The sequence below is a fragment of the Caballeronia cordobensis genome (assembly GCF_001544575.2).
Lineage (GTDB): Bacteria > Pseudomonadota > Gammaproteobacteria > Burkholderiales > Burkholderiaceae > Caballeronia > Caballeronia cordobensis.
On sequence record NZ_FCNY02000014.1, the window covers coordinates 64,771 to 80,431 of the forward strand.

At 62.0% G+C, this 15,661-nt stretch carries 13 protein-coding genes; 11 read left to right on the forward strand and 2 right to left on the reverse strand.

The genetic code is table 11. The features are described from left to right. Window positions 1-137: 137 nt before the first annotated feature. From AWB70_RS25170 to AWB70_RS25220, 11 genes are all read left to right on the forward strand, one after another. Complete coding sequence (locus AWB70_RS25170; RefSeq protein WP_053568226.1) at window positions 138-914, forward strand: Fic family protein; 777 nt, start codon at window positions 138-140, stop codon at window positions 912-914. Window positions 915-1,154: 240 nt separating this feature from the next. After that, a complete protein-coding gene (locus AWB70_RS25175) occupies window positions 1,155-2,006 on the forward strand; it encodes a hypothetical protein (protein ID WP_143281701.1) in 852 nt (283 codons plus the stop codon). A 459-nt stretch (window positions 2,007-2,465) separates the two neighbouring features. Further along, window positions 2,466-3,818, forward strand: coding sequence for an oxalate/formate MFS antiporter (oxlT, locus tag AWB70_RS25180; protein ID WP_053568224.1), 1,353 nt, complete (start codon window positions 2,466-2,468; stop codon window positions 3,816-3,818). 418 nt (window positions 3,819-4,236) lie between these two features. Then, complete coding sequence (locus tag AWB70_RS25185) at window positions 4,237-4,956, forward strand: GntR family transcriptional regulator (protein WP_014191456.1); 720 nt, start codon at window positions 4,237-4,239, stop codon at window positions 4,954-4,956. Between the two features lie 131 nt (window positions 4,957-5,087). After that, on the forward strand, window positions 5,088-6,830 hold the full coding sequence (gene oxc, locus AWB70_RS25190) for an oxalyl-CoA decarboxylase (RefSeq protein WP_014191455.1): 1,743 nt from the start codon (window positions 5,088-5,090) through the stop codon (window positions 6,828-6,830). A gap of 27 nt (window positions 6,831-6,857) precedes the next feature. Next, window positions 6,858-8,111 carry a formyl-CoA transferase gene (frc, locus tag AWB70_RS25195; RefSeq protein WP_014191454.1) on the forward strand — a complete coding sequence of 418 codons (1,254 nt, stop codon included), beginning with the start codon at window positions 6,858-6,860 and terminating at the stop codon, window positions 8,109-8,111. Between the two features lie 158 nt (window positions 8,112-8,269). Next, on the forward strand, window positions 8,270-8,701 hold the full coding sequence (locus AWB70_RS25200; protein ID WP_053568223.1) for a PAS domain-containing protein: 432 nt from the start codon (window positions 8,270-8,272) through the stop codon (window positions 8,699-8,701). Window positions 8,702-8,977: 276 nt separating this feature from the next. After that, the gene (locus AWB70_RS25205) at window positions 8,978-9,778 is read left to right on the forward strand and encodes a fumarylacetoacetate hydrolase family protein (RefSeq protein ID WP_053568222.1); all 801 of its coding nucleotides are present in this window, start codon (window positions 8,978-8,980) and stop codon (window positions 9,776-9,778) included. A 65-nt stretch (window positions 9,779-9,843) separates the two neighbouring features. Continuing rightward, window positions 9,844-11,403, forward strand: a complete 1,560-nt coding sequence (locus AWB70_RS25210) for a Re/Si-specific NAD(P)(+) transhydrogenase subunit alpha (protein ID WP_053568221.1) — start codon at window positions 9,844-9,846, stop codon at window positions 11,401-11,403. 10 nt (window positions 11,404-11,413) lie between these two features. Beyond that, entirely contained in the window at window positions 11,414-12,811 is a 1,398-nt protein-coding gene (locus tag AWB70_RS25215; protein ID WP_053568220.1) for an NAD(P)(+) transhydrogenase (Re/Si-specific) subunit beta, read from the forward strand. Window positions 12,812-12,925: 114 nt separating this feature from the next. After that, window positions 12,926-13,942: a 2-dehydropantoate 2-reductase gene (locus AWB70_RS25220; RefSeq protein WP_053568219.1), complete on the forward strand. Its 1,017-nt coding sequence runs from the start codon at window positions 12,926-12,928 to the stop codon at window positions 13,940-13,942. Between the two features lie 55 nt (window positions 13,943-13,997). Here the strand turns inward: AWB70_RS25220 and AWB70_RS25225 are convergent, their stop codons facing one another. Beyond that, window positions 13,998-15,140, reverse strand: a complete 1,143-nt coding sequence (locus tag AWB70_RS25225) for an amidase (RefSeq protein ID WP_053568218.1) — start codon at window positions 15,138-15,140, stop codon at window positions 13,998-14,000. Beyond that, on the reverse strand, window positions 15,137-15,652 hold the full coding sequence (locus AWB70_RS25230) for a nuclear transport factor 2 family protein (protein WP_053568217.1): 516 nt from the start codon (window positions 15,650-15,652) through the stop codon (window positions 15,137-15,139). Before AWB70_RS25230 ends, AWB70_RS25225 begins: the two co-directional genes overlap by 4 nt. Window positions 15,653-15,661: the final 9 nt, after the last annotated feature.

The window sequence follows — 15,661 nt, forward strand, 5'->3', positions numbered from 1 at the left end:
CTGCCGACGTGGCAGGCTTCGGCCATCCATCCACCACCGCCACCCCCATCATTTCCAAATCTGTTCCATATTGACGTTAGTTCAATCGCCAGTTCGCACCCGCAGCCACGCCACGCCGCCGATATGAGACCAGAACCATGAACTTACAACGCATGCTGGAAGCGATCGACGCCAACAAGGCACGACTGGACGCGACACGCCCGCTTTCCCCTCCAGCCTTGGCATCGCTGCAGCAAAGGCTGAGGCTCGAATGGACGCCTGATGCGAACGCAACCGAGCACCACGCGCGCTCACTGCGCGAAGCCCAGGTCGTACTCGACAATTTGAAGATTGGCGACAAGTCGCTACGGCAGCACTGCGAGACCATGGGCCGTCCCAACGCGATGCGCTACATCGAGGAGATCATCGCAAGCAATGAGCCAATCTCGACCTGGCAGATCCGCAACATCCACAACGCCGTGCTGAAGCGCCGCGTCGGTGAGGAGGCATGTCGCTACCGTCATGTGAATGTGGCGATCGCCGACGCCCGAACCACGCCGCCCGACTTCCTGGATCTTCCGGCCGAACTGGCGGCGCTCGTCGAGTGGCATGCGGGAGCAGGGCACATGCATCCCATTGAGCGCGCAGCGGAACTTCATGCGAGGTTCGTCAGGATCCATCCGTTCGTTGACGGAAACGGCAGAACAGGTCGCCTGCTTCTGAATATCGAGTTGATGAAATCGAGCTATCCCCCGGCTGTTATCCGCGATGAGGATCGCGCAGCCTATTGCGATTCGCTGGACGACGCTTGCGCGAGCAACAACTACGCGGGCATCGCTCGGCTGATCGCCGAATCGGTCCTGCGTTCATTCGACCTTTACTTCGACGCGCTCGGTTTGGCTGTCGACCAAGGACCTTCCTGGGCCCCTCGGTAAATAATAAGGATACCGATATTAAGGCGTCCCGTCGCGTTACCGCTAACGTTCCATGTCGATGGCGTGAGGACGCGCTCGAGCGGCCCGATGTTAGACTAATAGCCCTAGTCTGGCCCGTAATCGTGAGGAAGAGAGCCGTTCCATATCGATCCAGCGGCCACCTTTGCCCGTCGCGCCCGTCGCATCAACCACGTTTCAGGTCCGACGTTTCTTTCGCACTTCACGAGGAGGAGAGTTTAGATGGACGAACAAGGCGTTTGTGCCCCGATTGTCACGGGAACATGCGCACGCTGCGGTGGCAAGGCGCCACGGCCGAATTTGTCCTGTCCTCATTGCGGTGCGCCTGCGCGGTTTGTGTTCGGCGATCGTGTCCCCACCGCGAGGAAGCCTGGAGCGGCAGCGCACGGCGCACCGAACGGGCGTCTCGATCTTCCGCCTGACCCGCCGGCGTGGCCGCGGCAAAATGCATCCTCGTTCGCATCGAACGACGCCGTTTATCCCGACGACGAGGTCCGTCCGCCACCGCGCCGCGATACCGGGCGTCGGGGCATGAAAAAGGGGGCAGTGCTGACGCTTGCGGCGGCCTTCGTGCTCATCGGATCGGGACTCTCGTACTGGATTCGGAATCATGACGCGCACGAAGAGCCGACGAGATCGATCGGCGCGCAAGGCATGGTGACGTCGAACGACTTGAATCAGCCCGCGCAGGCCCCGGCCGTGCCGCAGGCTCCGACAATTGCCCCACGCTCGGAAGCGCCGCCGCCGAGTGACAAAGCATCCGCCGACAAAAATCAGAAGTTGATGCCGCTTGCGCTCGCGCGAGCGCGCGACGGTCTCGGAAAAAACAACCTGCAACTGGCGCGGTCCGGCATTTCTTGGGCGCTTTCGTTGCAGCCGGACAATCCCGAGGCCCTCCGGCTCAAACAGGATTTGCTGTCGCGGGAGACGGTTCGCAATGCGGCCTTGAAGGCGGCACGCAGTTGCGTCGTGCAGGAGCGTGCCATGTGTGCCTGGCAAAATGCCAACACCGCACTGTCGATCGATTCGAGCAGCAACGAAGCGAAGGGACTCATCGCGCGCTCGATGAAGTAGCTTCCCGTCATGAGATCCCAGAACGACTTTTGCGGTGCTTCACCGCGGCCACGATCTCGTCCGGAACAATCATAAAGCCGAGGCTCCAGTAGGCCCAGCAGATCGCTCTCCGCGCTGCTGGCCTGCGCGCCGGTGATCGCATCGCAATGCACGTCGATGCGCGGACGCGGCAGACTGTGCTCCGCAAACAACTCGTCGATGATCGAGCGGCTCTAGCTGCTCTCCGCGCCGACGCCTTTTCGCGTCGGGCGCCCCTCATCCATTCATGATCGTGAATTCAAACCCTAACTTTTTATAACTTTCCCGTATCGTTTCTCTGCCGCACGATGTTCCCGTGTTTTCCCGTGTTCGAAGGCTCTAGCCCGCGAGGCGACTGAGTACTTACCCTGAGCAAACGCATCGATCTCAGCACTACATTCAAGCGCCGAACGAGCGCAATGACACATAACGGAGACAGACATGGCAAGCGCAGACACGGTTGCGTCCGGGAAGTCGTACGGACGACGTCAGAACAGGTGGGTGCAGTTGGTGATCGGTATCGTCTGCATGGGGCTGGTGGCCAATTTCCAGTACGCGTGGACGCTGTTCGTCATACCAATGGATGCGAAGAACCATTGGGGCCAAGCCGCGATTCAGATGGCCTTTACCATCTTCATCGTCACGGAGACGTGGCTCGTGCCCGTCGAGGGCTGGCTCGTCGATAAATTCGGACCGCGGCCCGTGGTGATGGGCGGCGCGATCTGCGCGGCGATCGGCTGGATCATCGACGCTCATGCGACTACGCTCATGCATCTATACATCGCGGCAGTCGTCGCGGGTATCGGCGCGGGGTGCGTGTATGGCACGTGTGTCGGCACGGCGCTCAAGTGGTTCCCGGACAAGCGCGGTCTCGCCGCCGGTCTGACTGCGGCCGGCTTCGGGGCGGGCGCGGCCGTCACGGTGATTCCGATCTCCAATATGATCCAGAGCTCGGGCTACGAGCACACGTTCATGTTCTTCGGCATCCTGCAAGGCGCGGTCATCTTCGTGCTGGCGCTGCTGCTCGTGCGCCCGAAACCGCCTGCGAACATCGTGCCGGCCAAGCGCATCGTGGCGACCAAGGTCGACTACACGACCGGACAGATGGTGCGGGCGCCTATCTTCTGGGTGCTCTATCTGATGTTCGTGTTCGTCGCGGCGGGCGGCGTGATCGCGACCGCGCAGTTCGGGCCGATCGCCAAGGAATACGGGTTCGCAAGCATGCCGGTGAGCCTGTTCGGCGCGACCTTGCCGCTGCTCGCGATGACGCTCTCCATCGATAACCTGTGCAACGGCTTTACGCGTCCGCTGTGCGGCTTCATCTCCGACAAGATCGGCCGCGAGAACACGATGTTCATCATCTTTCTCGGTGAAGGCGTCGCGCTGCTCGGGCTGATGCAGTTCGGACAGAATCCGTACATGTTCATGCTGTTCGCGGCGCTGACCTTCCTCTGCTGGGGCGAGATTTTCTCGATTTTCCCGGCGACCTGCGCCGACACCTTCGGCAGCAAGTACGCCGCCGCCAATGCCGGCACGCTGTACACGGCGAAGGGCACGGCTTCCATGCTGGTGCCGCTGGCCTCGGTGCTGGCGACGGTCGGCTCGTGGAATACCGTGTTCATCGCTACCGCGATCACGTCGATCGCGGCGGGCGTGTGCGCCAAGTTCGTCCTCGCACCGATGCGCAAGCGCTGGATCGAGAACACGGTCACGCAGACATCGCCGGAGCCGTCGATCGACTTGTCCTTTCACGCTGACTGGGCGGAGGCGCCGAGCAAGTCGTCAGCCCGATGAAGAGGTCTGTCATGCGTGAATCCGGGCGTCGCACCGATTGACGTTGCTTGTCGCGTCCGCGTGGCGTTGAAGGTTTCATGCGTTGTTAGGGGCAGCATCCGCGAACTCGAAGATGAGGTCGCGGATGCTGCCCTGTGCTTTTCGCGCACTCTGTCTTGCTGCTTGCATTCACGGGCAATCTCACACCGAAGCTTCTCCCATCCCGATGCGCGCGCGTTTGCGGGGCGCTCGTTCTGCCTTGTCCCCTGGTTCACTAAAACACCCCGAAGCGGACGCTCGTCCGAAGCCCCATGCATGTGTCGAATTTTGCCTCTATCGTTGGCATTCTGAATGTAGTATGTTGTATATCAGAAGCTAAAACCAAGCGGTCGATGAACCCACACCTGGGCACGTCCGCATATAGGGAATCGAGCAACCGATGCTATCTGAAACGCAATCTCTGGAGGGGGCTGGCGGATTGACGCTGTCGCTCGAGCCCATCAGCGTAGCCGCCTCGCTTCGCGATCAGGCCTACGTGAAACTGCGGCAGGTGATTGCCGAAGCGGACATCTACCACTCGCGAAACGAAATTCGTCTCGACGAGAAGGAGTTGACCGAGGCGCTCGGCGTGTCGCGTACGCCGATTCGCGAAGCCATGGCGCTGCTCCAGCAGGAAGGCTTTCTGCGGACCGGGTCGCGCCGCGGTGTCTATATCCTTCGCAAGACCAAGCGCGAGATTGTCGAGATGATTCACATGTGGGCCGCACTCGAGAGCGCGGCGGCGCAACTTGCCATCCAGCGTGCGACCGACGAGGAGATCGCCCAGCTTCGCCGGATGTTCGACGACTTCCGCGATTCGACGCCTGCCGAGAATATCGACGAGTACTCGGAAGCGAACATCGCGTTCCATTCGGCCATCGTGCGGCTATCGAAGTCGGACGTGATCTTCGACACGATCAAGAACATCTTCGTGCACGTGCGGGCCATTCGAAAGATGACGCTTCCGCAAAGCGATCGTGCGTCGCGTTCCATCGTCGATCACATGCGGATCATCGAGGCGCTCGAGACGCGCAATTCAGACTTGGCCGAGCGGCTCGTGAAGGAGCATTCGCTCGATCTGGCCGCGTTCGTCGAAGCCAAGTGCGATTTTCTTGATTGAGCGATGCATTCGCGGGTTGCGCCCTCGATGTTCTGGTTCACCCCTATGACAAAACCCAAATAAACCTTTGACAGATACAGTATTCGGTATCTAGTATATCACCAACATAACCGGCCCTCAGGGGGAGACAAATGGCAGACGTACTCGAGGCAAGAACACAGGAAGCCGTGGAAGTGAAGGCGCCGCAATTGACCGACGGTTTCCATCTCGTCATCGATGCGCTGAAGCTGAACGACATCGACACGATCTTCGGCCTGGTCGGCATTCCGATCACCGACCTCGCGCGACTCGCGCAGGCAGAAGGCATGCGCTTCATCGGCTTTCGCCATGAGCAGCATGCGGGCAACGCGGCCGCGATCGCCGGCTACATGACGCAGAAGCCGGGCATCTGCCTGACGGTGTCGGCGCCGGGCTTCCTGAATGGATTGACCGCGCTCGCCAACGCAACCACCAACTGCTTCCCGATGATCCTGATCAGCGGCTCGAGCGAGCGCGAGATCGTCGACCTGCAGCAGGGCGATTACGAAGAGATGGACCAGTTGAACGCCGCGAAGCCGTATGCGAAGGCTGCCTATCGCGTGCTGCATGCAGAGGACATCGGCATCGGCGTGGCGCGTGCCATCCGCGCAGCCGTGTCGGGCCGCCCCGGCGGCGTTTATCTCGATCTGCCGGCCAAGCTGCTCTCGCAGACGATGGAAGCGCTCAAGGGCCAGCAATCGCTCGTGAAGGTCGTCGATGCCGCGCCGCGTCAGTTGCCGTCGCCGGATTCGGTGAAGCGCGCGCTCGACGTCATCAAGGGCGCAAAGCGTCCGCTGATCCTGCTGGGCAAGGGCGCGGCGTACGCACAAGCCGACGCGCAGATTCGCGAACTGGTCGAGAAGAGCGGCATTCCGTATCTGCCGATGTCGATGGCCAAGGGCCTGTTGCCGGACACGCATGCTCAATCGGCGTCGGCGGCGCGCTCGTTCGTGCTGCAGGAAGCGGATTGCGTCGTGCTGATCGGCGCGCGTCTGAACTGGCTGCTTGCGCACGGCAAGGGCAAGACCTGGGGCGCGGCGCCCAAGCAGTTCGTGCAGATCGACATCTCGCCGACCGAGATCGACAGCAACGTCGCGATCGCCGCGCCGGTGATCGGTGACATCGGTTCGTGTGTCTCGGCGCTCGTCGCGGGCATCGACGCCGGCTTCCCGAAGCCGTCGAGCGAATGGACGGGCGCGATCAACGAGCGCAAGAACAAGAACCTCGAAAAGATGGCGGCGACGCTCGCGAAAAACCCGTCGCCGATGAACTTCCACAGCGCGCTGCGAGCCATCCGCGACGTGCTGAAGACGCGCCCGGACATCAACGTGGTCAATGAAGGCGCCAACACGCTCGACTATGCGCGCAGCATCATCGACATGTACGAGCCGCGCAAGCGCTTCGATTCGGGTACGTGGGGGATCATGGGCATCGGCATGGGTTTCGCGATCGGTGCGGCGGTGACGAGCGGCAAGCAGGTCGTCGCGATCGAAGGCGATAGCGCGTTCGGCTTCAGCGGCATGGAACTCGAGACCATCTGCCGATACGACTTGCCGGTGTGCACCATCGTGTTCAACAACAACGGCGTCTATCGCGGCACCGATGTGAACCCCACGGGTGGCAAGGATGTCGCGCCGACCGTGTTCGTGAAGAACGCGCGCTACGACAAGATGATCGAGGCATTCGGCGGAATCGGCTTCCACGCGACGACGCCGGAAGAACTCACGCATGCTCTGGAAGAAGCGATCAAGTCGGGCAAACCGACCCTGATCAACGCAGTCATCGACGAAACGGCCGGCACGGAGAGCGGTCGCCTGACGAATCTGAACCCGCAAACCGCGGCAGCGAAAAAGTAACCAAGACGAGCCACCCAGGAGAATCCCTTGAGCAACAAACCACTCGAAGGCATCAAGATCATCGACTTCACGCACGTGCAAGCCGGTCCCGCATGCACCCAGATGCTGGCATGGTTCGGCGCGGACGTGATCAAGGTGGAGCGTCCCGGTTCGGGCGACGTCACGCGTAACCAGCTGCGCGACATTCCGGACGCGGATGCGCTGTACTTCACGATGCTCAACAGCAACAAGCGCTCGTTGACACTCGATACGAAGAAGGCCGAAGGCAAGGAAGTGCTGACCAGGCTGATCAAGGAGTCGGACGTGCTGGTCGAGAACTTCGGGCCGGGCGCGCTGGACCGGATGGGTTTTTCCTGGGAGAACATCAAGGCGCTGAATCCGAAGATGATCGTGGCGTCTGTCAAGGGCTTCAGCGACGGCCATCACTACGACGACCTGAAAGTCTACGAAAACGTCGCGCAATGCGCGGGTGGCGCGGCCTCGACGACGGGCTTCTGGGACGGCCCGCCCACCATCAGCGCGGCGGCGCTGGGCGATAGCAACACCGGCATGCATCTCGCGATCGGCATTCTGACGGCGATCATCGGCCGTCAGCAAACGGGCAAGGGACAGAAGGTCGCCGTGTCGATGCAGGACAGCGTGCTCAATCTGTGCCGCGTGAAGCTGCGCGATCAGCAACGTCTGGATCGCGTCGGCTATCTGGAGGAATATCCGCAGTATCCGCACGGCACGTTCAGCGACGTCGTGCCGCGTGGCGGCAATGCGGGCGGCGGCGGCCAGCCGGGCTGGGTGCTCAAGTGCAAGGGCTGGGAAACCGATCCGAACGCGTATATCTACTTCACGATTCAGGGCCACGCATGGGCGCCGATCTGCCGCGCGATCGGCAAGGAGCAATGGATCGACGACCCGGACTACAACACGGCCGAAGCACGTCAGCCGCACATCTTCGATATCTTCGGCAAGATCGAAGAATGGCTCGCGGACAAGACGAAGTACGAAGCGGTCGATATCCTGCGCAAGTTCGATATTCCGTGCGCGCCGGTGCTCACGATGAAGGAACTCGCGAACGACGAATCCTTGCGCAAGAGCGGCTCCATCGTCGAAGTGGATCACAAGGTGCGCGGCAAGTACCTCACGGTCGGCAGCCCGATCAAGTTCTCGGACCTGAAGCCGGAAATCAAGGCCTCGCCGCTCCTGGGCGAGCACACGGCGGATGTGCTGGCCGAGCTGGGTTATAGCAGGGAGCAAGTCGCGCAGATGCAGGAATCGGGAGCCGTTTGACGCAGTTGTTTGGTTGTATCGGCAGGTGAAGGTGAGCGCTGCCTTCTGTCTTTCTTATGCGGCAGTCGTGCAGAAGAAGGCATAGGCAGCGCCCCTTATAAAAATCAGATCGATTGAGGCGTAAGCTTCGATTCATACCCCACGATCCGGATAACTTTATGACCCACCCCATCGACTACGAACAGCTCGTCAATGCGATCGGCGATGCCGTGATCATTTCGGATGCGAGCGGAGCGATCACGCTTTGGAATCCGGCGGCGGAGCGCATGTTCGGCTTTACCCAGAGCGAGGCAATGGGTCAGTCGCTCGATCTGATCATTCCGGAGCGTCTGCGCGGCCGGCATTGGGACGGCTATCACAAGACCATGGCGACCGGCGAGACGCGTTATGGACACGATTTGCTCAAGGTTCCGGCCGTCGATAAAGCCGGACGCGCGATGTCGATTGCGTTCACCGTCGCGCTGCTGCAATCGCCGCAAGGTGAAGTGACCGGCATCGTCGCGATCATCCGCGATGAAACGGCGCGGTTTCAGGAAGAGCGTGCGCTGCGCAAGCGCATCGCCGAGCTGGAGGCGAACGCCAACGCCTGAAGGCTCATCGATTCACAGAATAAAAAGCAATCAGGAGAAGACAGCTCGCGTCCGCGCACCAAAAAATGCAGCCGACGCAGCTGAAGGAAGAAGCGGCCACTCATCCCGCCGGCCGCTTTACTCGATGCCCGCATTCGCGGCTGACCGACCAGAAAATGACCACTATTCGTACCTCGCGACAGCTTCGGGCTGACGCGAGGCGCCGGCGGCTGCGTGCGTGCGGATGATATCCACGCATCAGCGCGAAAGGTTTTGCGACATCGGGAAAAAACCATCATGAGTTTGTGGATCCGCTATACGCGCGCGACGGCAAAGGGTGAAGGCCGCGCTGGTTTTGGCATGCTCGAGAACGGGCGCGTGGTCGAATACGAAGGCGACATGTTCGCTTCGCCGCATCGGACAGGGCAGGTGTTCGACCTCGACGATATTTCGCTGACGAGTCCGTGCGTGCCGAGCCGAATCGTCGCGTTATGGAACAACTTCCATGCGCTTTCCGCGAAGCTGGGCAAGGCGCTGCCCGCGCACCCGCTGTTTCTGATCAAGCCGTCCACCTCGCTCGCGGGACCCGGCGACACGATCCTGCGCCCCGCGGGATACGGCGGCAAGATCGTCTATGAAGGCGAGCTCGGCATCGTGATCGGAAAACGGTGCAGCAACGTGAGCATTGAAGAAGCGGCCGATTACGTGTTCGGCTACACGGTCGTCAACGACGTCACCGCTGCCGAGCTGCTGTTCGAAGATGCGAACTTTCCGCAATGGTGCCGCGCCAAGGGCTACGACACCTTCGGCTGCATCGGTCCTGCCATCGCAACCGCGCTCGACTGGCAAAACGCCCACGTCGTGACCACGCTGGACGGCGTCGAACGGCAGAACTATCCGCTTGCCGACATGGCGTTTTCACCGCTGGAACAGGTGAGCCTCATTTCTCGCGACATGACCTTGCTGCCGGGCGACGTGATCGCGTGCGGCACTTCGCTGGGCGTGGGTTCGATGCGCGACGGCGCGACGGTCGAAGTCTCGATCGAAGGCATCGGCACGTTGACGAACCATGTGTCCGAAGTCCTCGCGAAGACCTGAAGCACGAAAAGACGCTTCAGACGCGCGCCACTCAAGAATACAAACCGTCGATTGGGAATTTAGTCATGCAAATGATGATTGCTGTGCCGCGGGAGCGCTATCCCGGGGAGCGTCGCGTCGCGTTGACGCCGGAGGTGGTCGGGCATCTGCTGAAGCTCGGCTTCGAGGTCACGGTCGAGGCCGGCGCGGGTGAACTCGCCGCATTCTCCGACGATGCCTATCGCGCCGCGGGTGCGCGGATCGCAGAGAATGCGCCGTCACTCTATGCGAGGGCGGATATCGTCGTGAAAGTGCGCGCGCCTTCCATTGCGCCCGTGGGCGATGAAGTCGAGTGGTTGCGCGAAGGATCGACGCTGATCAGCTTTGTCTGGCCCGCGCAGAACGCGGCGCTGTTGACGCGCCTCGCCGCGCGCAACGTCACCGTGCTCGCGATGGACTGCGTGCCGCGCATCTCGCGCGCACAGAAGCTCGATGCATTGAGTTCGATGGCGAATATGGCCGGCTATCGCGCGGTCATCGAAGCCGCGCACCAGTTCGGCCGTGGCTTCATGGGGCAGATCACGGCGGCAGGCAAGATCGCGCCGGCGAAAGTGATGGTGATCGGCGCCGGCGTGGCAGGACTGGCGGCGATCGGCGCGGCGCGCAGTCTCGGCGCGATCGTCCGTGCTTTCGATACGCGGCCCGAGGTGCGGCAGCAGGTCGAGAGCATGGGCGCCGAGTTTCTCGAACTCGACTATATCGAGGACGGCGGCGGCAGCGGCGGCTATGCGAAGGAGATGAGCGCGGAATTCATCGCCGCGGAAATGGCGCTGTTCGCGGCGCAGGCAAAGGACGTCGACATCATCGTGACGACTGCGCTGATTCCGGGCAAACCGGCGCCGAAACTGATCACCGCCGACATGGTGCGCAGCATGCGCCAGGGCAGCGTGATCGTCGACATGGCGGCGGAGCAGGGCGGCAACTGCGAGCTCACGCAGCCGGGCGAGGCGGTATCCGTGGAGGGCGTCGCGATCGTCGGGTATACGGATCTCCCGTCGCGCATGGCGACGCAATCGAGCCAGCTGTACGCCACGAATCTGCGGCATCTTCTGACCGATCTGACGCCGCAGAAGAACGGCGAGATCGTGGTCAATACCGATGACGAGGTGATCGGCGGCGTGACCGTAGTGCTGCGCGGCGAGGTGAAGTGGCCGCAGCCCAGGAAGCCTCAGCCTGCCGTTGCCGCACCCGCTGTGCCGAAGCCTGCGCCGACGATTGCCGTGACCGTCGAGCAGAAGCGCCGCGCAGGATGGATCGGCGTGGCCGGGCTCGTTATCTCGGCGGCATTGCTCGCAGCGCTGGGGGCCTTTGCGCCGCCCGCGTTCGTCGCGCACTTCACCGTGTTCGTGCTCGCCATCTTCGTCGGCTATCAGGTCGTATGGAACGTGACGCCCGCATTGCATACGCCGCTCATGAGCGTGACGAACGCGGTCAGTGGAATCATCGTGACGGGCGCGCTGCTGCAGGTCGGCACGCCGAATCATCTGGTCGCGATTCTCTCCGGCCTTGCGATTTTGGTCGCGACGATCAATATCGCGGGTGGCTTTCTCGTCACTCGACGCATGTTGAACATGTTCCAGCGCTAAGGAGATCGGCATGCAGAACGGAATCGGAAGCATCGCCTATCTGGCGGCGAGTGTGCTGTTCATCCTGAGCCTGCGCGGGCTCAGTCATCCATCGACGGCCAGGCGCGGCAACCTTTATGGCGTCGCCGGCATGGCCATCGCCATCGTCACCACGCTGTGGCTCAACGGGGGAGCCGCGTTGCCGGTCGTCGCCGTGCTGATGGCGATCGGCATAGCGGGCGGCGCGCTGCTCGCACGACGCGTCGAGATGACACAGATGCCGCAACTCGTCGCGGCGCTGCATAGCTTCGTGGGTCTCGCGGCCGTGCTGGTCGCCATTGCGAGCTATCTGTCGCCGGCGTCGGGTGCGGAATCGGGCGGCGTGGCGCAATCGATCCACAACGTCGAGATTTATCTCGGCGTGTTCATCGGCGCGATAACCTTCACCGGATCGATCGCTGCGTTTCTGAAGCTGCAGGGCGTCGTAGGAGGCAAGCCGCTGCTGCTGCCGATGCGGCACACGCTGAATCTCGTCGGCGTGATCGCGTGCATCGCGCTCGGCTATCTGTTCCTCACGGCGCCCGATGCGAATGAAGGCATCAGCACGCTGCTCACGATGACCGCGATCGCCGCGCTGATCGGCGTGCATCTCGTGATGGCGATCGGCGGCGCGGACATGCCGGTGGTCGTGTCGATGCTGAACAGCTACTCGGGCTGGGCCGCCGCCGCGACCGGCTTCATGCTCAGCAACGATCTGCTGATCGTGACCGGAGCGCTGGTCGGATCGAGCGGGGCGATTCTGAGCTACATCATGTGCCGCGCGATGAACCGAAAATTCCTCGCCGTGATTCTGGGCGGGTTCGGCACGGCGACGTCGACGGCTGCTAAGGCGATCGAGGGGGAAGTCGCGCCGGTCACCGTCGATGAAGTCGGCTCGCTGCTGCGCGATGCCTCGGAGGTCGTCATCGTGCCCGGCTACGGCATGGCGGTCGCGCAGGCTCAGGCGACGATCAGCGAGATCACAAAGAAGCTGCGTAGCAAGGGCGTGAAGGTGAGATTCGGCATTCATCCGGTGGCGGGCCGCTTGCCGGGGCACATGAACGTGCTGCTGGCGGAGGCGAAGGTGCCCTATGACATCGTGCTCGAGATGGATGAAATCAACGAGGACTTTTCCAACACGGACGTCGTGCTGGTGATCGGTGCAAACGACATCGTGAATCCGGGCGCGCTCGAAGATCCGGGCAGTCCGATCGCCGGCATGCCGGTGCTCGAAGTATGGAAGGCGCGAACCGTGGTCGTCTCCAAACGAAGCATGGCGGCAGGCTATGCCGGTGTCGACAATCCGCTCTTCTATAAGGAGAACACGCGGATGCTGTTCGGCGATGCCAAGGGCAGTGTCGATGCCTTGCTCAGTCATCTTGGCGCCTGAGAACGCGTCCACTGCGGTGACTGAGCGCTGCATATAGCGAAGCATTGGCTTCGGGAACTGAAGCGAAGCGGCGTTTCGGTTCCCGGCATTCTTGATGTGGGACAGGGAGTAACGATGAAGATCTGTGTCTATGGCGCCGGTGCTATCGGTGCATACCTTGGTGCGCAGCTGGCGTCTGCCGGCGCTGACGTGAGCTTCGTCGCGCGTGGTCCACACCTCGCTGCGATGCAGGAGAATGGCGTACGGCTGCAAATCGATGGCGAGGAACGTGTCGTCAAGGTCCGTTGCGCGTCGGATCCGCGCGAGCTGGGTCAACAGGATTACGTGATCGTCGCATTGAAAGCGCATTCAGTGCCGGGTGTCGTCGATCAGATGCAGACGTTGATCGGGCCGGACACGGCGATCGTCACGGCGGTCAACGGGATTCCCTATTGGTACTTCTACAAGCATGGCGGGGAACTGGAGGGCACGACGCTCGATAGCGTCGATCCCGGAGGAAAGCAATGGAGCGCGCTCGGACCGGAACGCGCGATCGGTTGCGTCGTCTACCCGGCTGCCGAGGTCGTGGCGCCGGGTGTCATCCGCCATGTGTATGGAAAGAAATTTCCCATCGGCGAACCCAATGGGGAACGTAGCGAACGCGTTCAGAAGCTACATGAAATCATGACCGCCGCGGATCTGGATGCGCCCATCCGCGAGAAGATTCGTGATGAAATCTGGCTCAAGCTGTGGGGCAATCTCTGCTTCAACCCGATCAGCGCATTGACTCATGCAACACTCGATGTCATTACGGGTAATCCGGCTACGCGCGCTGTGTCCAAGGCGATGATGCTGGAGGCCAAAGCGATTGCCGATCGCTTTGACGTGCATTTTCGTGTTGACGTCGAAAGACGTATTGACGGCGCGGGTGCTGTCGGCGCGCATAAGACGTCGATGCTCCAGGATCTTGAGGCAAACCGTCCGATGGAGATCGATCCACTCCTCACCGTGGTTCAGGAAATGGGGCGTCTCGTCGGGCAGGCGACACCGACGATCGATACGGTGCTGGCGCTCATCAAGCTGCGAGGACAGATTGCGGAGCAGTCGTACCGGCCCGTGGAAAAATCGGCGCCTGTAGTCGCAACGGCCTGACGGACTTGTGCGGGGAGGCGCGCACGACTCTTTTCGGCATGACTTGCGCTCTTCTCTAAGCATGCGAAGCGAGTGTCGCTTCGATGCATGCGGCGACCGCGCAAACCGTCTCGTCCTCGCCTTTCCGGCCGACGATCTGCAACCCCGCTTTCAGCGATGTTCCTTCAATCGGGACCGGTAACGTCAGCGCCGGATGTCCGCTCAGGTTGAAAGGCCGGATAAGCGACGACATTGCAATCACCGAAGTGCCCGCTCGCGCGGCCTCGATCGTGATCGGCAGTGACGGCATGGTCGGAAGGACGAGGACGTCCGCGTCTTCCAGCACGTGGTCTACCTCATCGGTGAAGTCCCGTCGAATGCGCTCGGCGGCGTCGAGCTCGGAAACCTGGGTGTTGGCGGCTGCGCGCAGACGCGCGAGGATGTCGAGGCCAAGCTTGCCGCTGTCGACGAGATGACCGAACGCACGCCACGTCTCGGCGTTGATGATGGCAAGCCCGGCCGGGAAGGCATCGCGCATGAATTCCAACTGTACGCCGCGCGACGCGAAGCGGCTGCGTGCGACGGCCGCCGCCACCGCATGGCGGATTTCGTCGGCGGCTTCCACTTCGGGCAGCGCGACGCGCAGCCTTGTCGCGTCGCGGCGCGCATGACCGCCCTGGAATGACGGATCGATGGCGAGCATGACGTCGATGATCGTGTTCATGTCCCGTGCGAACGCGCCAACACAGTCGAGCGATGTCTGGCGCGGGGCGACCCCTTCACGCGACACGCGCCCGAAGGTCGGCTTCAGACCGATGACGCCGCAGCATGCCGCTGGGCAACGTACAGAGCCGCCGGTATCCGTGCCGAGCGCTGCATCGACGAGGCGCAAGCCCACCGCCGATGCCGAGCCGCTCGACGATCCGCCGGGAATGCGCGCCGGATCTTGTGGGTTGACAGGCGTCCCACTGAATTCGTTGATGCTCGTCATGCCGAAGGCGAGTTCGTGCATGTTGGCCTTGCCGGTAATGCGCCAGCCCGCATCGAGGAGGCGCTGCACGACGGGCGCGTGCCGCAGCGCGGGCGCTGAATCAGCAAGCGCTTCGCTAGCCGCGGTCGTCGGATAGCCGGCTACGTCGATGCTGTCCTTGATCGCAATGGTGGGCGCATCGTCGGTGGCATGCGAGGCGAGATCGAATTCCTGTAGAAAGGCACTCATGCACGGACTCCTTGAGCGGCGTTGACCAGCCAGGGCGCGTCGAAAAGGCGCTCAGTACGGAAGTGACGAATCAGCCAGACGTCGTCACGGTGCGGCGACGGCGTGAAATCCACTTCCAGCCGCGCCGCGATGAGTTCGGCTTTTGCATCGACATAGCCGGATGCCTGCAACATGATCCAACGGCCCTTCGCCGTATCGCCCTGCACGTCGATATGCTCGCTCGTCAGAAAGTGAACGTTCGTTGCGAAGTGCGGTGTGGGCGGCAGGTAGCGTTGCAGCATCTCGACGATAGCGCCCGGCCCCTGCAAGCGGCCGAATTTGTCCGCATACTGCGGACCGATGCCTTCCCACACGGCGTCATGGCAGAAGAGCGCTGCAAGCGATTCGCCTTCCAATGCGCGTGCCGGCACATCGCAGAGCGCCATGTACCGCGCGATGGTCTTGCGCACCGCGTCCTGCGCTTCGAGCAGTTGCAAGCGCGCCTGCAGGCTCCTGATGATCGTGTCCGTCATGGCTTCACG